The organism is Streptomyces sp. AK08-02 (assembly GCF_033795085.1).
Classification (GTDB): domain Bacteria; phylum Actinomycetota; class Actinomycetes; order Streptomycetales; family Streptomycetaceae; genus Streptomyces; species Streptomyces echiniscabiei.
The window spans coordinates 70,204-90,317 of the sequence record NZ_JARAZV010000007.1; the positions used below are offsets into that span (position 1 = coordinate 70,204).

Sequence of the window (20,114 nt, forward strand, 5' to 3'; positions counted from 1 at the left end):
GTTGCCGGGGGCAGTTCTAGTCTGGGGGTATGGAGCACAGCGGGCACGGTATGGACGGCATGGGGCTTTTGCCCTTCACCCTGGGGCGGGGGCTCGGGTGGTCCGCCGATCCGTTCTTTCTGGTCGCCTGTCTTGTCGGGCTCGGGCTGTACGCCTGGGGGGTCGTGCGGCTCAGCTGGCGTGGGGACAAGTGGTCCGTCGGGCGGACCGTCTCCTTCGTGCTCGGTGTACTGACCGTCATGCTCGTCATGTGCACCAGGCTCAACGACTACGGCATGGTCATGTTCAGCGTGCACATGGTGCAGCACATGGTGATCAGCATGGTCTCGCCGATCCTTATTCTGCTCGGTGCGCCGATCACGCTCGCACTGCGGGCGCTGCCGGTCGCCGCACGGGGGCGGAAGGGGCCGCGTGAGCTGCTGCTGGCGCTGCTGCACAGCCGGTTCATGCGGATCGTCACGCACGCGGCGTTCACCATCCCGCTGTTCATCGCCAGTCTCTACGTCCTGTACTTCACACCGCTCTTCGACTTCCTGATGAGTTCGAAGGCCGGGCACATCACGATGATGTGTCACTTCCTCGCCGTCGGACTGATCTTCTTCTGGCCGATCATGGGCGTCGACCCCGGCCCGAACCGGCCCGGCTATCTGATGCGAATGCTGGAACTGTTCGCGGGCATGCCGTTCCACGCGTTCTTCGGGATCGCGCTGATGATGGCGTCGACGCCGATGGTGGACTCGTACCGGAATCCGCCCGCCTCGCTCGGTATCGACGCCCTGTCCGACCAGAACGCGGCCGGCGGGATCGCCTGGGCGTTCAGCGAGATCCCGACCGTACTGGTGCTGTTGGCCCTGCTCTTCCAGTGGCACAGCTCCGAACAGCGGCAGGCCAAGCGTCAGGACCGGGCCGCCGACCGCGACGGCGACAAGGAACTCGAGGCGTACAACGCCTATTTGGCCTCACTGAACGCACGTGGGCGCTGAATCAAATTTCGTTCCCCCGCCTGAAACACTTTCATATTCAGTAGCATGGCCGTGACGTATCCGCCGGGGGGAGCGGTATGACACTGCGTGCTTTCAGGAAATCCGGGCTTCAGCGGTTGTCCATCGCACTGTTGTGCGTTCTGTTCGCCAGTGGTTGCGACAGGGAGGCACCACTGACGATGGTGAAGGCGGTGGCCTCCGGGGTGCCTTCACTCGCGCCGTTCTTCGACGAGAACAGCGGCCTGGGTCACGACGCCCAGGTCCGTTCGCAGCCCGCGCACGGCAGCAGCCTGCAACAGGGCAGCACGCCCGGGCTGTACGGGGGCACGAAGAGGCCGACGGTCTGTGACGTCGACCGGCTGAAACAATTCCTCACCGACCCCGGGAACAACAGGAAGGCCCATGAATGGGCACGTGTGGTCGATATTCCACAGAGCGGGATTTCCGCCTATCTCGACCGGCTCACACCCGTTCTCCTGCGTCACGACACCCTTGTGAAGAACCACGACTACAAGAAGGAAAAAGCCGTCCCCTTCGACGCGCTGCTCCAGGCGGGCATCGCGGTTCTCGTCGATGAGGCGGGAGTTCCCGCGGTGAAGTGTTCATGCGGAAATCCGCTGAGGCCGTTCAAGGGCGCCACGAACCGTATTTCCGTCGAGTTCGAGGACGGCAACAAGAAGTGGCGCGACTACGACGCCGACGAGGTCGTGCTCGTCCGACCCGCACCCGGCAAGGTCGACCGGTTCGCACTCGTCGACGTGGACGAACCGGAGCGGGGCATCTACCGCCGGACCGGCACCAGGGGTGAGGCCGACAAGGTCTTCGACACGCGCGAGCGGCATCAGGTGCCGCGCCTGGCCGGGACGACGTTCGGCGCGGCGAGCAGCCACCTCACGAACCTGGGTCTGGCGACGGCGTACGACAGCGCCGGGCTGCCGCCGTCCGGTGCCATCGTCACCGGGTCTGACCCGGGGCCGGGAGCCGCGCTCCCCTTCGGCTCGTACGTCACGCTGAACGTCCGCATCGACTCCGGGTCACCCGACGACGGCAGCGGCGGAAGCCGCGGAACCACGCCCTCCGGGACGGGCTCAGGATCGGAGCCCGGGTCGGGATCGGTGTCGGGGTCGGCGCCAGGTGTCGGAGGGAGCTCGGCTCCGGGGTCCGACACCCCGTCACCCGACGGGACGGACTCTTCGACTCCGTCGACCGCTCCCTCGACGACTCCGCCCTCGTCCAGTGACAAGCCGACGCCGAGTGCGTCCGAGCCGCCTTCACCCGATCCCACACCGCCCGACAGCAGCACCCCGGACACCGGCCCCACGAGCGAAGCGCCTTCGTCCGAACCACCTCCGTCCCCGCCCTCGAACAACACCCCCAGTTCCGACCCACCGGCCGGCTTACCCCCCGATCCACCTCCCTCCGAGGCGAGCAGCCCGCCGGCGACTGCCACCGCGTAGGCAGCCGTGCGGGAAGTCGGGGGCGCATCGCGCCCCGACAGGGGCGCGGGGAACTGCGCGATCAACCCCCACCGCCCCGCAGCCGACGAACCACCCATACAGCGGAGTCTCCGGATGTCATCAGGACCACCCACCTCGGGAGTGGGCCGGGTCATCGCCGGCCGTTACCTCCTGCTCAGCCGACTCGGCAGCGGCGGAATGGGCCATGTCTGGCTCGCCCACGACCAGCAACTCGCCTGCGAGGTCGCCCTCAAGGAGATCGTGTTCCGCGACCCGGTCGAGGCCTCCGACGAGCGCGCCTCCCGAGTCGCCAGGGCCCGCGCCGAGGCCCGGCACGCGGCCGGACTGCGCGGCAACCCGAACGTCGTGACCGTGCACGACGTACTGGAGCACGAAGGCCTGCCGTGGATCGTCATGGAGTACGTGGCCGGCGCCCTCGACCTGCGTGACCTGATCGGTATGCGCGGACCGCTGGCGCCCGACGAGTGCGCCCGCATCGGCCTCGCCGTCCTGGACGCACTGACCGCCGGACACGAGCAGGGCATCCTGCACCGGGACGTGAAGCCCGCGAACATCCTGCTGGCGCCGGACCGCACCGGGACGCCGTACTCCCGGATCCTGCTCACCGACTACGGCATCTCGGTACAGCCGGACGCAGGCGAGACGCGGTACACGCTGACGTCCGCCCTGGTGGGCACGGCCGGCTATCTGGCGCCCGAGCGGGCCACCGGCGGACCGCCGACCGCCGCCGCCGACCTGTTCTCGCTGGGCTGCACGCTGTATCACGCGGTCGAGGGCGTCGGGCCGTTCGAACGGGACACGCATTTCGCGGAAGTCACCGCCGTGGTCATGGAGGAGCACCGGAAACCGGAGCGGGCGGGCGCGCTGGGGCCCGTCCTGGAGGCGATGCTCGACAAGGACCCGGACCGGCGGATCACGGCGTCCAGGGTGGAAGCGGCCCTGGACCGCATCGTCACGCCCCAGGCCGACCCGTACGAGCACACCAGGACCGACCCGGGGTCGCTGCCGCCATGGGGTGCGCCGGAGCAGTTGTACGGGCCTCACAGCGCCCCGCCGCCCCCGCCGCCCCCACCCATGGGCGTCTCCCCCGCCCGGTACGCGCCCCCGCCGGGACCTCCGCGACGCACCCGCGCCCTTCTGGCAGCCCTGGGCGCCCTGCTCGGGATCGCCCTCGCCGGTGTCGGCCTCTGGTCGGCCCTCGGCGGGCTGCCGGGCGGCGGCGAGCAGACCGCCGGGAAGCCGTACGGCGGCCCCGTCGGTCTCGCCGCGCCCCTGGCGGAGGGCGACTGTGTGTTCGCCGACTGGCCCGGCGGCGCGCGCTTCAACGGGCCTCCACGGCTGACCGTGGACCCGGCCTGCGGGGGCGCGGCGCCGGACGGGCAGGTGATGGCGGTCGTGGACGCCGGGTCCGCCGCCGAGGCGCGGGCGCAGGGTCCCGCCCGGTGCGAGGAGCGGACGCGGGATCTCCGGGAGAAGCTGGCGGACGTACGCGGATACGCCGTCGTACCCACCGACGGCGGTTTCCGGGCCGCCGAGGGACGTACGGCCTGTCTGCTGCTCGGCGCGAACGGGCCGGTGTACGGGCCGCTCGGGCCGTTCCGCGAGGCCGGGCAGGCGTTTCGCGACACGGCCGCCATGCAGAAGCGGGACTGTCTGCGGTCACCGTCCGGGCGGGAGGCGCGGCTCGTCGCCTGTACCGAGCCGCACGACGAGCAGGTCCTCGGATTCACCCGGCTCGACGCCGCCGTGCCCTTCGAGGAGGCTCGCGACGTGTCGGACACCGCCTGCTCGAAGGACGTACCGCCGACCGACTACGGCTTCGATCCGTCGGTCTACGAGGCCGGATCCTGGACGGGGCGCGGAGCCTGGGACTCCGGAACGCATTTCGTCGTGTGCACCGTTCGCAGGCAGAACGGGGGCACCATGGAGGGAGAAGAGCCATGAGGAGGGTGTTGCGATGCCCGGTTCCACGAACAGTTCCACGAAGACCATGGGGGTGCTCACCGTAGGTGGGCTCGTCGCGGTGACGGCCTACACGGTGACGCTCGGCAGCAACGGCTGGCTGTGGTTCGGCTGGGTGGTGCTGGGTCTGATCACCCTCGGGATGGTGGTCGCCCGGCCCACCTGAGGTCCGTACACCCGTATGGGTCAATGGCGGGGCCGGTTCAGCCCTCGAAGAGCCGGCCCGCCGAGTGGACGCCCGGCTGGTACTTCGGCAGCCGGGCGGTGATCTTCATGCCCGCGCCCGGCGCCGTCTCGATGACGAGGCCGTGGTCGTCGCCGTAGACCTGGCGGAGCCGGTCGTCCACGTTGGAGAGCCCGATGCCGCCCGACGGGCTGGCCTCGCCCGCGAGGATACGGCGGAGCAGGACCGGGTCCATTCCGGCGCCGTCGTCCTCGATGACGACCAGGGCCTCGGCGCCCGCGTCCTGCGCGGTGATGCTGATGTGGCTCTTGCCCGCGGCTGCCCCCTTGCCCTCCAGGCCGTGTTTGACGGCGTTCTCCACGAGAGGCTGGAGACAGAGGAAGGGCAGGGCGACCGGGAGGACCTCGGGGGCGATCTGGAGGGTGACGGTGAGGCGGTCCCCGAAGCGGGCCCGGACGAGGGCCAAGTAGTGGTCGATGGCGTGGAGTTCGTCGGCGAGGGTGGTGAAGTCGCCGTGCCTGCGGAACGAGTAACGGGTGAAGTCGGCGAATTCCAGGAGCAGTTCACGGGCGCGCTCGGGGTCTGTGCGCACGAACGAGGCGATCACCGCGAGCGAGTTGAAGATGAAGTGCGGGGATATCTGGGCGCGAAGTGCCTTGATCTCGGCCTCGATGAGGCGGGTGCGGGACCGGTCGAGGTCCGCCAACTCCAGCTGGACCGAGACCCACCTCGCGACCTCTCCGGCGGCGCGGACAAGGACCGCGGACTCGCGGGGCGCGAACGCGACCAGCACGCCGTGGACGCGGTCGTCGACGGTGAGGGGGGCCACGACGGCCCAGCGCAGGGGGCAGTCCGGGGCGTCGCAGGTGAGGCGGAGGGCTTCGCCCCGGCCGGTCTCCAGGGGGCCGGTGAGGCGTTGCATGATCTCGGCGCGATGGTGTTCGCCGACTCCGTCCCAGACGAGGACCGACTCCTGGTCGGTGAGGCAGAGGGCGTCCGTGCCGAGCAGGGTGCGCAGTCGGCGGGCCGAGCGGCCGGCGGTCTCCTCGGTGAGGCCGGCGCGCAGCGGGGGCGCGGCGAGGGAGGCGGTGTGCAGGGTCTCGAAGGTGGCGTGCTCGACGGGGGTGCCGAGGCCGCCGAGTCGTTCTGGGCGGGCGGTGCGCCGGCCGAGCCAGAAGCCTGCGGCCAGCAGCGGGAGGATGGCCACGCAGAGCCCGGCGAGGAATCCGCTCATGTCCGGGTCGCCTCCGTGCGCGCCGGTCCGCCGAGGCCGTGACCGCCATGACCGCCGTGTGCTCCGGACAGCGCCTCCGGCAGGTGGAAGCGGGCCAGGATGGCGGCCGTACCGGCCGGGACGCGGCCCGGGGTGGCCAGGGACACCAGGACCATGGTGAGGAAGCCCAGGGGCACTGACCAGAGGGCGGGCCAGGCCAGCAGGGCGTGCAGGGCGCCCGTGCCCGGGAAGCCCGCCATGGTCGCGGCCACGGCGACGAGCGCGGAGCCGCCGCCGACCAGCATTCCGGCGGCGGCTCCGGGCGGGGTCAGCCGACGCCACCAGATGCCGAGGACGAGCAGCGGGCAGAAGGACGACGCGGACACGGCGAACGCGAGCCCGACGGCGTCGGCGACGGGGAGTCCGCCGACGATGGCGCTGGCGGCGAGCGGTACGGCCATGGCGATGACCGTACCGAGCCGGAAGTGGCGTACGCCGCGTGAGGGCAGGACGTCCTGGGTGAGGACGCCGGCGACGGCCATGGTGAGTCCCGACGCGGTGGACAGGAACGCGGCGAACGCGCCGCCGGCGACCAGTGCGCCGAGCAGGTCGCCGCCGAGGCCGCCGATCACCCGGTCGGGCAGCAGGAGGACGGCGGCGTCCGCGTCGGAGGTGAGGGCCAGTTCGGGGGCGTAGAGGCGGCCCAGGGCCCCGTAGACGGGCGGGAGGAGGTAGAAGGCGCCGATGAGGCCGAGGACGGCGACGGTGGTGCGGCGGGCGGCGACGCCGTGCGGGCTGGTGTAGAAGCGGACCACGACGTGCGGCAGGCCCATGGTGCCGAGGAACGTGGCGAGGATCAGGCCGTACGTGGCGTACAGCGGGCGTTCCTCGCGGCCCGCGGCGAGGGAGGTCGACATACCGCCGCCCGTGCCGCGGTCGGCCTGGGGGACGGCGGCGCCCTTGGCGAAGGTGAGGCGGGTGCCGCGGTCGATGTGGTGGGTGCCGGCGGGGAGATGGAGGACCTCGTCCGTGTGCGGGCGGCTGTCGACCGTGCCGGTCACGGTGACCGTGAGCGGGGCCTTCAGCTTCAGGTCGAGGCCCTCGTCGACGCGGACGACGCGCTGTTCGCGGAAGGTGGCGGGTTCGTCGAAGGCGCGGCGGGGGGCGCCGTCGCCCTGCCAGGCGAGGACGAGGAAGAGGGCGGGGACGAGCAGCGCGGTGAGTTTCAGCCAGTACTGGAAGGCCTGGACGAAGGTGATGCTGCGCATACCGCCGGCCGCGACGGTGGCGACCACGACGACGGCGACGATGACCCCGCCGGCCCAGTCGGGCGCCTCGGTCAGTACGGCCAACGTCAGCCCGGCGCCCTGGAGTTGAGGCAGCAGGTAGAGCCAGCCGACGCCGACGACGAAGGCCCCGGCGAGCCGTCGTACGGCCTGGGAGGCGAGGCGGGCCTCGGCGAAGTCGGGGAGCGTGTAGGCGCCGGAGCGGCGCAGCGGGGCCGCGACGAAGAGCAGCAGCAGGAGGTAGCCGGCGGTGTAGCCGACGGGGTACCAGAGCATGTCCGGGCCCTGCACGAGGACGAGGCCCGCGATGCCGAGGAAGGAGGCGGCGGAGAGGTACTCGCCGCTGATCGCGGTGGCGTTGAGGCGGGGGCCGACGGTGCGGGAGGCGACGTAGAAGTCGGAGGTGGTGCGGGAGATCCGCAGGCCGAACGCGCCGACGAAGACCGTCGCCACGACGACCAGGGCGACGGCCGGGACGGCGTAGTTCTCGTTCACGGTGACCGCTTCTCGTTCGTCATGTCGGCAGGTCAGCGGTCCTGGTCCTCGACCAGCCGGACGAAGTCGCGCTCGTTGCGTTCGGCTCGCCGCACATACCAGCGGGCGAGCAGGACCAGCGGTGCGTAGAGGCCGAAGCCGAGGATCAGCCACTCCAGGTGGTGGGCGTCGGGCAGCGCGGCGAAGAGCAGCGGCAGCGGGGCGACGAGCAGTGCGAGGACGGCGAACACGGTGAAGGCGGCCCGGAGTTGGGAGCGCATCAGGGAGCGGACATAGGTGTGGCCGAGGGTGGTCTGTTCGTCGATCTCGGTGCGCGGCCGGTAGTAGCCGGAGGTCCGGCGGGCGCGTCGGGGCGGCCCGGTGACGACGACCCGGCGTTCGGAGGGATCCTGGGGCATGGGTGTGGCTCCGCCTCTCAGCCCGCGGGCCGGCGCATCAGCAGGTCCCGCAGTTCGCGGGCGTGCCGCCTGCTGACCTGGAGTTCCTCGGTGCCGACCAGCACGCTCACGGCGCCCGCGTCGAGGCGGAGTTCGCCGATGTGGCGCAGGGCGACGAGATGGCGGCGGTGGATGCGGACGAAGCCGCGGGCGCGCCAGCGTTCCTCCAGGGTGGAGAGCGGGATGCGTACGAGGTGGCTGCCCCGGTCGGTGTGCAGACGGGCGTAGTCGCCCTGGGCCTCGACGTGGGTGATGTCGTCGACGGCGACGAAGCGGGTGACGCCGCCGAGTTCGACGGGTATGTGGTCGGGGTCGGGTTCGTGCACGGGTATGGGCGCGGGGACGGGCGGGACGCTGGTGCGCAGTTCGGCGGCTCTGCGGATCGCCTCGGCGAGGCGTTCCTTGCGGACCGGCTTCAGTACGTAGTCGACGGCCTTGAGGTCGAACGCCTGGACGGCGAAGTCCTCGTGGGCGGTGACGAAGACGACGAGCGGCGGCTTGGCGAACCCGGTGAGGAGGCGGGCCATGTCGAGGCCGTCGAGGCCGGGCATGTGGATGTCGAGGAACACCACGTCGATGGCCTCGGGCCCGCCGGGCCCCGACTCCAGGGCCCGGTTGACGCGACGCAGCGCCTCGGTCGCGTCCCCGGCCCCCTCGGCGCTGCCGATCCGGGGATCCGCGCGCAGCAGATAGAGCAGTTCCTCCAGTGAGGGGCGTTCGTCGTCGACGGCGAGGGCGCGCAGCATGAAGGTGGAGTGTAGGTGGAATTCGTACGTGTGCACATGTGCCGGGCGTCCAAGCGGCGAACGCGCGCGGTGCCCGCCGGTCGCTGGATACAGTGCCCGGATGAACAGCAGGCCGGCGCCTTTCGACGAGCTGGACCGGAAGATCATCACCACCCTGATGGCGAACGCCCGTACGAGCTTCGCGGAGATCGGCGCGACGGTGGGGCTGTCGGCCACGGCGGTGAAGCGGCGGGTGGACCGGCTGCGCGAGACGGGCGTGATCACCGGGTTCACTGCGACGGTGGAGCCGTCGGCGCTGGGCTGGAGCACGGAGGCGTACGTCGAGGTGTACTGCGAGGGAGCGGCGCCTCCCCGGCGGCTGGCGGAGGTGGTGCGCAACCATCCGGAGATCACGGCGGCGATGACGGTGACGGGCGGCGCGGACGCGCTGCTGCATGTGCGGGCGACGGACGTGGAGCACTTCGAGAACGTGCTGGAGCGCATCCGCACCGAGCCGTTCATCCGGAAGACGATCAGCTACATGGTGCTGTCCCACCTCCTCCCGGAAAGCCCGGAGGCGGGCGCCACCCACCCCGCCCCGAACAACGCTTCGGGAAACGCATCAGACCTGCGTTGACGCCGCCAAAGACGCAGGATTCCTGCGCGGACACGCAATCGTTGTCGCTTGTCGAGCGTCGGGCTCAGTTCCTACCGTGGTGTCATCCCACTGGAACATTGCAGGAAGCGGAGGAACCCCTCTGTGCCCGAAAGCCGTGTGCCGCGCCCCCGGCGCTTTCTCGTCTGTGAACCCAGACATTTCGCCGTGCAGTACGCGATCAACCCCTGGATGAACCCCGACACCAGGGTGGATGTGGATCTGGCCCAGGAGCAGTGGCGCTCACTGATCAGCGCCTACCGCTCCCACGGCCACACCGTGGACACCGTGGAGCCGGTCGTCGGCCTGCCCGACATGGTGTTCGCGGCGAACTCGGCGGTCGTCGTCGACGGCCGTGTCTTCGGCTCCTCCTTCCACGCGCCCGAGCGCCGCCCCGAGTCGACCGCGTACGAGACGTGGTTCAAGTCGGCGGGCTTCGACGTGTACCGCCCCGAGTCGGTGTGCGAGGGCGAGGGCGACCTGGTCCCGGCCGGCCGCTGGATCCTGGCGGGCACGGGCTTCCGTACGACCCGTGAGGCCCACCACGAGGTGCAGGAGTACTTCGGTGTCCCGGTGATCGGCCTCAAGCTGACGGACCCGTACTTCTACCATCTGGACACGGCGCTGTTCGTCCTCGACGAGAACAACATCGCGTACTACCCGGGCGCGTTCTCGCCGGGCAGCCGCGAGGTGCTGGCCCGGCTGTATCCGGACGCGGTCGTGGCGACCCGCGAGGACGCGATGACGTTCGGGCTGAACTCCGTCTCCGACGGCCGCCATGTCTTCATCGACCCGGGCGCCACGGCCCTCGCCGCCGAACTGACGCGCCACGGCTACCTTCCCGTCCCCGTCGACCTGTCGGAGTTCCGCAAGGCCGGCGGCGGAATCAAGTGCTGCACTCAGGAGATCCGCTCATGACCGCACTCACGGACACGAACACGGGCGCAGGCACGGGCACGCGCAGCTCGGCGGACCTGATCCGCGCCGAGGAACCGGTCCTCGCGCACAACTACCACCCGCTGCCCGTGGTGGTGGCCCGCGCCGAGGGCGCCTGGGTCGAGGATGTCGAGGGCCGCCGCTACCTGGACATGCTGGCCGGCTACTCGGCCCTCAACTTCGGCCACCGCCACCCGGCCCTGATCGAGGCGGCACACCGCCAACTGGACCGCCTCACCCTCACGTCCCGCGCCTTCCACAACGACCGTCTGGCCCAGTTCGCCACCTCCCTGGCCGAGTTGACGGGCCTGGAGATGGTCCTGCCCATGAACACCGGCGCGGAGGCGGTCGAGAGCGCAGTCAAGGTGGCCCGCAAATGGGCGTACGACGTGAAGGGCGTGCCCGCCGACCGGGCGACGATCGTGGTGGCGGCGGACAACTTCCACGGCCGCACGACGACGATCGTCAGCTTCTCGACGGACGAGACGGCGAGGGCGGGCTTCGGACCGTTCACGCCGGGCTTCCGGATCGTCCCCTACAACGACCTGACGGCGCTGGAGGAGGCGATCGACGAGACGACGGCGGCGGTCCTCCTGGAGCCCATCCAGGGCGAGGCGGGCGTCCTGATCCCGGACGACGGCTATCTGACCGGCGTACGCGAACTGACGCGCCGCAAGGGCTGTCTGTTCGTCGCGGACGAGATCCAGTCCGGCCTGGGTCGCACCGGGCGCACCCTGGCGGTCGACCACGAGGGTGTCGTCCCGGACATGCTGCTCCTCGGCAAGGCCCTGGGCGGCGGCATCGTGCCGGTGTCGGCGGTGGTCGCGCGCCGGGACGTCCTCGGGGTGCTGCGGCCTGGCGAACACGGCTCGACGTTCGGCGGCAACCCCCTCGCCGCGGCGGTCGGCCAGGCGGTGGTCGAACTGCTGGAGACCGGCGAGTTCCAGCGCCGGGCGGCCGAGTCGGGCGTCGTCCTGCGCGACGGCCTGACCGGGCTGGTCGGCAAGGGCGTCGTCGGATTCCGGGCCCGGGGACTGTGGGCGGGCGTCGACATCGACCCGGCCATCGGGACCGGGCGGGAGATCAGTGAGCGGCTCATGCGTGAGGGGATCCTCGTCAAGGACACCCACGGCTCGACGATCCGGCTGGCGCCGCCGCTGACGGTCACCGGGGAGGAGCTGGAGACGGCCCTGGGCACCTTGGAGAGGGTGCTGACGCGGGGAGCCTGACGGCGGACGGCACGGCGGCGCCCACGCCCACCCCTCACCCGGGCGGGCCGGTCTCCCGTCGTGCCGTCATCCACAGCGGGATCGAGCACAGAGGGATCGGACGATCGACCGCCGGGCGCAGCGCGCGACCGGCGGTCTCGCCTTCGGCACAGGAGTGGGTTCCAAGCGTCCCGTCGGGGTACTACCCGACGGCATCCGAGGCTGATCGCCCCCGTTACAGGTGGCCACCTCGACACATACACTGACGTCCCGACGCGCACCCCGCCCACCTGCGTTGACCTGCATTGATCTGAGGAGCGACCCTCTTGTTCTACTACGTACTCAAATACGTGCTGCTCGGGCCGCTGCTGAAACTCGTCTTCCGGCCCCGGATCGAGGGGCTCGAACACGTGCCGTCGTCGGGCGCCGCCATCGTCGCCGGCAATCATCTGTCGTTCTCGGACCACTTCCTGATGCCCGCGATCCTCAAGCGGCGCATCACCTTCCTCGCGAAGGCCGAGTACTTCACGGGTCCCGGGATCAAGGGGCGGCTGACCGCGTTCTTCTTCCGCAGCGCCGGCCAGATCCCGGTGGACAGGTCCGGCAAGGAGGCCGGGCAGGCGGCGATCCGTGAGGGGCTCGGGGTGCTGGGCAAGGACGAACTGCTCGGCATCTATCCGGAGGGCACCCGGTCGCACGACGGGCGGCTGTACAAGGGCAAGGTCGGGGTCGCCGTCATGGCGCTCAGGGCCCAGGTGCCCGTCATTCCGTGCGCGATGATCGGCACCTTCGAGGCGCAGCCGCCGGGCAAGGTCATCCCGAACATCCATCCGGTGGGGATCCGCTTCGGCAAGCCCCTCGACTTCTCCCGCTACGCGGGGATGGAAGGCGAGAAGGCGGTGCTGCGGGCCATCACCGACGAGATCATGTACGCCATCCTCTCCCTCTCCGAGCAGGAGTACGTCGACCAGTACGCGGCCGTCGCCAAGAAGGAGGAGGCCGAGCAGAAGGCCGCCGAGAAGAGGGCGGAGAAGGAGCAGCGGGGCCGCAAGTTCCCGCGTATGCCGCTCGGTTGAAGCGGCTGGGCGTTAAACGCCCGAGGCGCCGGCCGCAGCCCTGCCCGACTCTGATCCGCGCTCGGTTCGGCTCCGCTCTGCTCCTGGCTAAGTCCTCCCCGAACCGTCGGTCCTGGCGGTTACCGTCGCTCCATGAGACGAGCTGTGGTGATCGGGGCGACCGGGCAGATCGGGCGGGTGGCCGTGGGGGCGCTCGCCCGGGACGGGTGGGAGGTGACCGCCGTCTCGCGGGGCGGTGGGCGGGACACGGAGTGGCCGGACGAGGTGCGGGTCACGGCCGCCGACCGGGCCGACGACGCGGCGCTCGGGGTGGTTGTGGGCGACGGGTGTGACGTCCTCGTGGACGTGGTGGCCTACGGGCCCGAGCACGCACGGCAGTTGGCCGGTCTCGCCGGGCGGGTCGGGTCGGCCGTGGTGATCTCCAGTGTGTCCGTGTACGAGGACGACAAGGGCCGGAACTTCGACACCCAGGCGGAGCCCGACGGCTTCCCCGAGTACCCCGTGCCCATCCCCGAGGAGCAGCGCACGGTACGGCCGGGCGAGAGCTCGTACAGCACCCGCAAGGCCGGTCTCGAACGTGAACTCCTGGATGTCGGCGATCAGTTGCCGACCACCCTGCTGCGGGCGGGCGCGATCCACGGACCGTACTGCCGTAGCCCGCGCGAGCTGTACTTCGTCAAGCGCAACCTGGACGGGCGGCGCCGGCGCGTCCTTCCTTACGGGGGCGCGAGCCGTTTCCATCCGGCGAGTGTCCGCAACATCGCCGAGCTGATCCGGCTGGCCGCCGCACGTCCGGGTGCGCGGGCCCTGAACGCCGTCGATCCCGAGGCGCCGACAGTGGCGGAGATCGCCGGGGCGATCGACGCCGTCATGGGGGTCGAGGGAGCGGCCGGGGTGGAGAACGTGCTGGTGGACGGTCCTCCCCCGGCGCCCACCGTGGGCGACACCCCGTGGTCGGTCCCGGTCCCGGTGGTGTGCGACATGTCCGCCGCGGAACGGGAGTTGGGGTACCGGCCCGTGGTCACGTACGCGGACAGCCTGCCGGAGACCGTCGCCTGGATCGAGGGCCGGCTGGCCGGGCGGGACTGGCGGGAGGCGTATCCCAAGATGTACGAGACGTACGGCGACCTCTTCGACTACGCGGCGGAGGACGCCTGGCTCGTGTGACGGCCCACGTGACGGCGAGGGGCGGCCGGAGAGAAGGAAGTCTCCGGCCGCCCCTCACCCCTCACCTCGTACGACGGACGACCGTCGCGCCGGGACTACAGCTGCGGCTACGGCTTCGGTGTGGCGTGCGGGGCGCAGGTCACGTCCGCCGCGTCGACCTTGCCGGTGAGCAGGTAGGTGTCGACCCGCTCGTTGATGCACGGGTTTGCGAGCCCGGTGACACCGTGGGAGCCCGCGTCCTTCTCGGTGATCAGCCGGGAGCCCTTGAAGCGCTTGTGCAGTTCGACGCCGCCGTCGTACGGGGTGGCCGCGTCACGCTCGGACTGCACGATCAGCACGGGCGGCAGGCCCTTGCCGGACTTCACGTTCACCGGGGTCTGCTGCTTGACCGGCCAGGTCGCGCACGGCAGGTTCATCCAGGCGTTGGCCCAGGTCAGGAACGGGTAGTCCTTGTGCAGCCGGGTGTTGTCGCGGTCCCACTTCTTCCAGCTGGTGGGCCACTTGGCGTCGGTGCACACGACGGCCGTGTAGACGGCGTTGAGGTTCTCGGAGGCCATATTGCCCGCGGTGTCCGCAAGGTCGGGGGCCGCCGCGTCGACGAGTGCCTTGGTGTCGCCCGCGAAGTACTTGCTGAACACGGTGGCGACCGGACTCCACGACGAGTCGTAGTACGGGGCGCCCTGGAAGAAGGAGATCAGCTCGGCCGGTCCGACGAGCCCGCCGATGGGGTTCTTCTTCGCGGTGGCCCGCAGCTCCAGCCACTTCGCCTGCACCTGGGCCCGCGTGGTACCGAGGTGGAAGACGGCGTCGTTCTTCGCGACCCAGTCCTGCCAGTCGTTCCAGCGCGTCTCGAAGGCGATGTCCTGGGCGAGATTGGCCCCGTACCAGATCGACTCGTGCGACGGGTTGACCACGCTGTCGGCGATCATGCGGCGGACGTGCCCCGGGTAGAGCGTGCCGTAGACGGCCGCGATGTACGTCCCGTACGACACACCGAGGAAGTTGAGCTTCTTCTCCCCCAGCGCGGCACGGATGACGTCCAGGTCGCGCACGGTGTTCGGCGTGGTCATGTACGGGAGCATCTCGGCGTTGCGCTCGTAGCAGCCCTCGGCGTACTCGCGGGCCAGCTTGCGCTGGGCGCGCTTGTCCGCCTCCGAGTCCGGCACCGGGTCGGCCTTGGGCGCCTTCACGAACTCCTGCGGGTCGACGCAGGAGATGGGCGCCGAGTGGCCGACTCCGCGCGGGTCGAAGCCCACGAAGTCGTACGCCTTCGACACGTTGGTCCACAGCGGGTTCTTCGTCGTGACCCGGCGCGGGAAGCGCAGTCCGGAGCCGCCCGGTCCGCCCGGGTTGTAGATGAGCGCGCCCTGGCGCTCCTCCTTCGTCCCCGTGTTGCCGATGCGGTCGACGGCGAGCTTGATCTGCTTGCCGTACGGCTTCGCGTAGTCGAGCGGCACCGTGACCCAGCCGCACTGGATCGGCTTCTCCAGGCCCCAGTCGGCCGCGCAGTCCTGCCAGTCGATACCAGCCTTCGCGGCTCGCGCGGCGGCGATCGTCGCGCCGCGCGTCTCACGGTCCTGGCCGTGGCGGGCGTCCGCGCTCGCCGAGGGCGCCGCGACGGCGCCGGCTATCAGGGTCGTCGTGACGAGCGCTCCGGCGGAGCCGAGCGCGGCGGCTCGTCTCGTCAGTCTGGTGCCTCTCAAGTGGGACCTCCCCGTACGTAGTTGCTGTCGGTCGGTGACGGGGGTCGATCCTCGCCGCTGTGCGAGACCTGTGAACAGGGGGTGCGCGGCGTTCTTTACCAATCCGATAAACGGTGAAGAGGGTTTCGCTCAGCGGACATTCGGTACGGTGTGCGGATTTGCCCTGATCGGCGGTTCCAGGGCCGCCAACGCCTCGTCCAGCACCCGGCGCAACCGCAGCGCGTCCGACGCGACCGCGGTCACCAGTGCGGCGGGTCCGGCGAGCGGAACGAGCGCGGCACTCTCCCCCAGCAGCCGGGCCTCAACCGGCGTTTCCGCGAACTCCGGCCGTACGACGACCAGTTGGCCGAGTGCGCGATGTCCTGCCAGTACGGCGGGCCCGTCCCAGCCGCCCGGCGCTCCGGGACCGCACGCCAGCTCCTGGTCGAGGACGGCCCGCCCCCCGACCCGCACCGTGAGGCGGCTGGAGAGGCGCCCGGACTCCTCACCGAAGCGTCCGAGCACCTGCTCCTCGCGGAACACGCACCGGGCGCCCGGTGCGAGATCGACTCTCGTACGCACATTGAGCTCGCTGCCCTGGGCGCAGATCAACTGCTCGGGCAGCCAGCGGAGTTCACTGCCGTCGGCGACTTCGATCCGTACGTCGTAACGGGCCTCGCCCTTCGCCTGGCCCGGCAGTGCGATGGTGGCCGCGGCCGACCCCAGCTGCAGTCGGGCACCCTCCTCCACTCGCGCCTCGACGGTGAAGCGGTCGCCGCCGAGCGGGCCGCTCATGGCGCCGACCAGCATGACGCGGGCCTCGTCGCCGTGCGCGCGGATTCGACGCAGCGCCAGCGGGCCGTCGCCGTCGAGCACCGGCAGGGCGGTGCCGCCCCGCCCGTCCGGCCGGGCGACGATCCGAGCGGTGGCGCGTACGCCGGTGGTCATGCCGTCCACGCCGCGAACTGGGCCCGTACCCAGGTGGCGACGTCGTCGACGCCGGCCTCGCCGCGCAGCGACTGGAAGACGACGGGCCTCTCCCCGCGGGCCGCTTTCGCGTCGGTGGCCATCCGGCCGAGGTCGGAACCGACGTACGGCGCGAGGTCCGTCTTGTTGACGACGAGCAGGTCGGCGGTGGTGACGCCGGGACCGCCCTTGCGCGGGATGTCGTCTCCGCCCGCGACGTCGATGACGAAGATCTGCGCGTCGACGAGCCCCTTGGAGAAGGTGGCGGTGAGATTGTCGCCGCCGGACTCGACGAGGACGATGTCGAGCGGCCCGACCTCGTCCTCCAGATCCTCGACGGCTTCGAGGTTGGCGGAGATGTCGTCACGGATCGCGGTGTGCGGGCAGGCGCCGGTCTCGACCGCGGTGATCCGCTCGGGCGGCAGCACGGCCTCGCGCAGCAGGAACTCGGCGTCCTCGCGGGTGTAGATGTCGTTCGTGACGACCGCGAGGGACAGTTCGGCGCGCAGCGCACGGCAGAGGGCGGCGACAGTGGCGGTCTTGCCGGACCCGACGGGCCCGCCGAGTCCGATACGCAGGGCGCGCCGGGTGCCGTCGGGCCGGTGCGCGTCCGCGCTCACGGCTGCGCCGGCCTGGGGGTGGGAGTGGTCGAGGTGCATGAGATACGACTCCGGTTCTGGTCTCGGCTGCTGCTGTTGTGCTTCTACGGCGACTGATCACCCTTGCGTTCCTCGCCCCCGCCGCCCTTACCCGTCCCATCCCTGTGGGCTGCCGCCCCCAGACCCCCGCTTCGGCCCTGAAGGGGCCTCGTCCTCAAACGCCGGACGGGCTGGGTATTTCAGCCCCTCCGGCGTTTGAGGAGCGGGGGTTCGGGGGCAGCGCCCCCGAGGATGGGACGGGTAGGGGCGGCGGGGGCGAGGAAACCCCTACGACGCGAACAACCGCATCGCCCACCCCGCATGCGCCTCCGCGCTCACCTCCAGCATCGGCGCGGAAGCCGCGGGCAACGCGTCCAGCTCTCCCCCGGCCACCGCCTGCGCCGCCGCCACCGCCCGATCCACCACGCGGTCCAGCTCGGGCGCCAACCGAGCCAGCACCCCGCTCGCGTCGAACGGATCAAGGCTCAGCAGTCGCACCACCGCCGTCGCGGGCCCGCTGACGCTCTCGTACACGGAGCAGTACGCCGCGTCCTCCGGCCCCAGCCCCGCCGCCCGAGCCGTGAGCCCGAGCACCACCGGCTGATGCGCCCCCTTGGGGAACTCCCTTGCCAGCGCGTCGAGTTCGACCGAGGGCCAGGTCGCCCGCGCCGCCCGCATCAGCTGCCGCCCCAGTCTGCGCGCGGCCACGCGCAACGCCGGGGACGGCGTCCGCGCGTCCGCCGCACCGTCGAGTGCCACGGGATCGACGCCCAGCACCGCGGCCGCGGCCAGGGCCGCCGACACGAGGCCCGTCGTGTGCAGCCGGCCCCGGCAGAACTCCTCCAGGCTCGCGGCGCCGGTGACCCGCCCGGACTTGACGGCGGCCTCGGCCCCGCCGGAGTGCGCGTGCCCTCCGGCGGGGAAGCGACCGTCGGCCAGAACGAGCAGCGCTGCCCTGCTCATCGGAAAACCCTCATCAGAACCCGCTCATCAGAAGAGGAAGTACCGCTGGGCCATGGGCAGTTCGGCGGCCGGAGTGGCCTCGACCAGTTCCCCGTCGATGTGCACGGCGAAGCTGTCGGGGTTGATCTTCACGTCCGGCCGCGCGTCGTTCTCCCGCATGTCGGCCTTGGTCACCGCACGGGTCGACTCGATCGCGACGAACCGCTTACCGAGCTGAAGCCGCTCGGGCAGCCCGTCCTCGATCGCCAGCTGGGCGACGAAGTTGAACGAGTTGGACGCCGGCGCCCGTCCGATCGCCCCGAACATCGGCCGGGGCAGGATCGGCTGCGGAGTCGGGATGGAGGCGTTGGCGTCGCCCATCTGCGCGTAGGCGATCTGGCCGCCCTTGATGACGAGATGCGGCTTGACCCCGAAGAAGGCGGGCTCCCAGAGGACCAGGTCGGCGAGCTTGCCCGTCTCCACGGAGCCGATCTCCCGCGCGAGGCCCTGCGCGAGGGCCGGGTTGATCGTGTACTTGGCGACATAGCGACGTACTCGATGGTTGTCGGCGGCGCCGTCGCCCGGCAGGGCGCCCCGGCGGCGCTTCATCACATGGGCGGTCTGCCAGGTCCGCATGATGACCTCGCCGACCCGGCCCATCGCCTGCGCGTCGGACGAGATGATCGAAATGGCGCCCAGGTCGTGGAGGATGTCCTCCGCCCCGATCGTCGACGGCCGGATACGTGACTCGGCGAACGCAAGGTCCTCCGGCACCGTCGGGTTCAGGTGGTGGCAGACCATCAGCATGTCGAGGTGTTCGTCGGCGGTGTTGACGGTGTACGGCCGGGTCGGATTGGTCGAGCTCGGCAGGACGTGCGGCTCGGAGACGACGGACATGATGTCGGGCGCGTGCCCGCCGCCCGCACCCTCGGTGTGGTAGGCGTGGATGCCCCGGCCCGCGATGGCCGCGAGGGTGTCGGCCACGAAGCCGGCCTCGTTGAGGGTGTCCGTGTGGATGGCGACCTGGATACCCGTCCGGTCGGCGACGGTCAGGGCCGCGTCGATGGCGGCCGGGGTCGAGCCCCAGTCCTCGTGGATCTTCAGGCCGAGAGCGCCGCCGCGGATCTGGGAGAGCATCGCGTCGTGCGAGACGGTGTTGCCCTTGCCGAGCAGGCCGAAGTTGAGCGGGTACTGCTCCATCGCCTCCAGCATCCGGGCGAGGTGCCAGGGGCCCGGGGTCACCGTCGTCGCCTTCGAACCCTCGGCCGGGCCCGTGCCACCGCCGATGAGGGTCGTGACGCCGGACGCGAGTGCCTCGTCGGCGATCTGCGGGCAGATCAGATGGACGTGCGCGTCGATGGCGCCGGCCGTCACGATCCGGCCGTTCCCGGCGATGATCTCGGTCTCGGGACCGATGACCAGGTCGGGATGGATCCCGTCCATCGTGTCGGGGTTGCCCGCCTTGCCGATGCCGGTGACGCGGCCGTCCCTGATGCCGATGTCGGCCTTGACGATGCCCCAGTGGTCGACGATCACCGCACCCGTGATGACCGTGTCCGGGGTGCCGTCTGCGCGCGTAGCGCGGGCCTGGCCCATGGATTCGCGGATGACCTTGCCACCGCCGAAGACCGCCTCGTCACCGGCGAGTCCGGGGCCGCCGCTGCGGTCCTCCTCGATCTCGATCAGCAGGTCGGTGTCGGCGAGCCGGATACGGTCGCCGGTGGTGGGGCCGAACAGGTCCGCGTACGCGGCACGCGAGATCTCAGGCATCGAGGGCACCTCCGGTCTCCCCGCGCAGTCCGGGCACGATGCGCGCACCGGCGAGCGGAACAAGTTCTACGTCGACGGGGATGCCGGGTTCGAAGCGCACGGCGGTGCCGGCGGCGACGTTGAGCCGCTTGCCGTGCGCTGCCGCACGGTCGAACTCCAGGCCGGGGTTGGCCTCGGCGAAGTGGTAGTGGGAGCCGACCTGGACAGGCCGGTCGGCGGCGTTCAGCACGGTCATCGTCGTGACCTCGCGGCCCTCGTTGTACACAACGGGTCCGTCGGCGAACAGGATCTCTCCGGGAATCACGGCAGCC

General features: G+C 70.9%; 19 protein-coding genes. 9 read left to right on the forward strand and 10 right to left on the reverse strand.

All coding sequences use genetic code 11. The features are described from left to right. Nucleotides 1–29: 29 nt before the first annotated feature. The 4 genes from PV734_RS15855 to PV734_RS15870 all read left to right on the forward strand — a co-directional run bounded on the left by PV734_RS15855 (nt 30) and on the right by PV734_RS15870 (nt 4,589). Complete coding sequence (locus tag PV734_RS15855; RefSeq protein WP_319098321.1) at nt 30–983, forward strand: cytochrome c oxidase assembly protein; 954 nt, start codon at nt 30–32, stop codon at nt 981–983. Between the two features lie 179 nt (nt 984–1,162). Next, on the forward strand, nt 1,163–2,440 hold the full coding sequence (locus PV734_RS15860) for a PASTA domain-containing protein (protein ID WP_319098322.1): 1,278 nt from the start codon (nt 1,163–1,165) through the stop codon (nt 2,438–2,440). Nucleotides 2,441–2,554: 114 nt separating this feature from the next. Further along, complete coding sequence (locus PV734_RS15865; RefSeq protein ID WP_319289961.1) at nt 2,555–4,405, forward strand: serine/threonine-protein kinase; 1,851 nt, start codon at nt 2,555–2,557, stop codon at nt 4,403–4,405. 13 nt (nt 4,406–4,418) lie between these two features. Then, nucleotides 4,419–4,589: a hypothetical protein gene (locus tag PV734_RS15870; RefSeq protein WP_319098324.1), complete on the forward strand. Its 171-nt coding sequence runs from the start codon at nt 4,419–4,421 to the stop codon at nt 4,587–4,589. Between the two features lie 37 nt (nt 4,590–4,626). Here the strand turns inward: PV734_RS15870 and PV734_RS15875 are convergent, their stop codons facing one another. From PV734_RS15875 to PV734_RS15890, 4 genes are read right to left on the reverse strand one after another with little or no spacing between them, the layout of a single operon-like run. After that, nucleotides 4,627–5,841: a sensor histidine kinase gene (locus PV734_RS15875; RefSeq protein WP_319098325.1), complete on the reverse strand. Its 1,215-nt coding sequence runs from the start codon at nt 5,839–5,841 to the stop codon at nt 4,627–4,629. Then, nucleotides 5,838–7,601 carry a cation acetate symporter gene (locus tag PV734_RS15880; RefSeq protein ID WP_319098327.1) on the reverse strand — a complete coding sequence of 588 codons (1,764 nt, stop codon included), beginning with the start codon at nt 7,599–7,601 and terminating at the stop codon, nt 5,838–5,840. Before PV734_RS15880 ends, PV734_RS15875 begins: the two co-directional genes overlap by 4 nt. A gap of 32 nt (nt 7,602–7,633) precedes the next feature. Then, nucleotides 7,634–7,999 (reverse strand): hypothetical protein, encoded by a 366-nt coding sequence (locus tag PV734_RS15885; RefSeq protein ID WP_319098328.1) that lies wholly within the window; start codon nt 7,997–7,999, stop codon nt 7,634–7,636. Between the two features lie 17 nt (nt 8,000–8,016). Then, nucleotides 8,017–8,784 carry a response regulator transcription factor gene (locus PV734_RS15890; protein ID WP_319098330.1) on the reverse strand — a complete coding sequence of 256 codons (768 nt, stop codon included), beginning with the start codon at nt 8,782–8,784 and terminating at the stop codon, nt 8,017–8,019. Between the two features lie 100 nt (nt 8,785–8,884). On the opposite strand from PV734_RS15890, the gene PV734_RS15895 reads away from it, so the two are divergent. From PV734_RS15895 to PV734_RS15915, 5 genes are all read left to right on the forward strand, one after another. After that, nucleotides 8,885–9,400 (forward strand): Lrp/AsnC family transcriptional regulator, encoded by a 516-nt coding sequence (locus tag PV734_RS15895; protein ID WP_319098331.1) that lies wholly within the window; start codon nt 8,885–8,887, stop codon nt 9,398–9,400. Between the two features lie 123 nt (nt 9,401–9,523). Then, nucleotides 9,524–10,336: a dimethylargininase gene (ddaH, locus tag PV734_RS15900; protein ID WP_319098332.1), complete on the forward strand. Its 813-nt coding sequence runs from the start codon at nt 9,524–9,526 to the stop codon at nt 10,334–10,336. Beyond that, nucleotides 10,333–11,583, forward strand: a complete 1,251-nt coding sequence (gene rocD / locus PV734_RS15905; RefSeq protein ID WP_319289963.1) for an ornithine--oxo-acid transaminase — start codon at nt 10,333–10,335, stop codon at nt 11,581–11,583. Before ddaH ends, rocD begins: the two co-directional genes overlap by 4 nt. A 305-nt stretch (nt 11,584–11,888) precedes the next feature. Continuing rightward, a complete protein-coding gene (locus tag PV734_RS15910; protein WP_319098334.1) occupies nt 11,889–12,638 on the forward strand; it encodes a lysophospholipid acyltransferase family protein in 750 nt (249 codons plus the stop codon). Nucleotides 12,639–12,782: 144 nt separating this feature from the next. Then, the gene (locus tag PV734_RS15915; protein WP_319098388.1) at nt 12,783–13,805 is read left to right on the forward strand and encodes an NAD(P)-dependent oxidoreductase; all 1,023 of its coding nucleotides are present in this window, start codon (nt 12,783–12,785) and stop codon (nt 13,803–13,805) included. A gap of 107 nt (nt 13,806–13,912) precedes the next feature. Here PV734_RS15915 and PV734_RS15920 read toward each other — a convergent pair whose 3' ends face one another. The 6 genes from PV734_RS15920 to PV734_RS15945 all read right to left on the reverse strand — a co-directional run bounded on the left by PV734_RS15920 (nt 13,913) and on the right by PV734_RS15945 (nt 20,107). Then, the gene (locus PV734_RS15920) at nt 13,913–15,508 is read right to left on the reverse strand and encodes an alpha/beta hydrolase (protein WP_319289965.1); all 1,596 of its coding nucleotides are present in this window, start codon (nt 15,506–15,508) and stop codon (nt 13,913–13,915) included. Nucleotides 15,509–15,637: 129 nt separating this feature from the next. Then, the gene (locus PV734_RS15925; RefSeq protein ID WP_319098390.1) at nt 15,638–16,435 is read right to left on the reverse strand and encodes an urease accessory protein UreD; all 798 of its coding nucleotides are present in this window, start codon (nt 16,433–16,435) and stop codon (nt 15,638–15,640) included. After that, nucleotides 16,432–17,112: an urease accessory protein UreG gene (ureG, locus tag PV734_RS15930; protein ID WP_319098337.1), complete on the reverse strand. Its 681-nt coding sequence runs from the start codon at nt 17,110–17,112 to the stop codon at nt 16,432–16,434. Before ureG ends, PV734_RS15925 begins: the two co-directional genes overlap by 4 nt. A 267-nt stretch (nt 17,113–17,379) precedes the next feature. Then, nucleotides 17,380–18,054: an urease accessory protein UreF gene (locus PV734_RS15935; protein ID WP_319289968.1), complete on the reverse strand. Its 675-nt coding sequence runs from the start codon at nt 18,052–18,054 to the stop codon at nt 17,380–17,382. Nucleotides 18,055–18,081: 27 nt separating this feature from the next. Continuing rightward, a complete protein-coding gene (locus PV734_RS15940) occupies nt 18,082–19,803 on the reverse strand; it encodes an urease subunit alpha (protein ID WP_319098339.1) in 1,722 nt (573 codons plus the stop codon). Continuing rightward, on the reverse strand, nt 19,796–20,107 hold the full coding sequence (locus PV734_RS15945; RefSeq protein WP_319098340.1) for an urease subunit beta: 312 nt from the start codon (nt 20,105–20,107) through the stop codon (nt 19,796–19,798). Before PV734_RS15945 ends, PV734_RS15940 begins: the two co-directional genes overlap by 8 nt. Nucleotides 20,108–20,114: the final 7 nt, after the last annotated feature.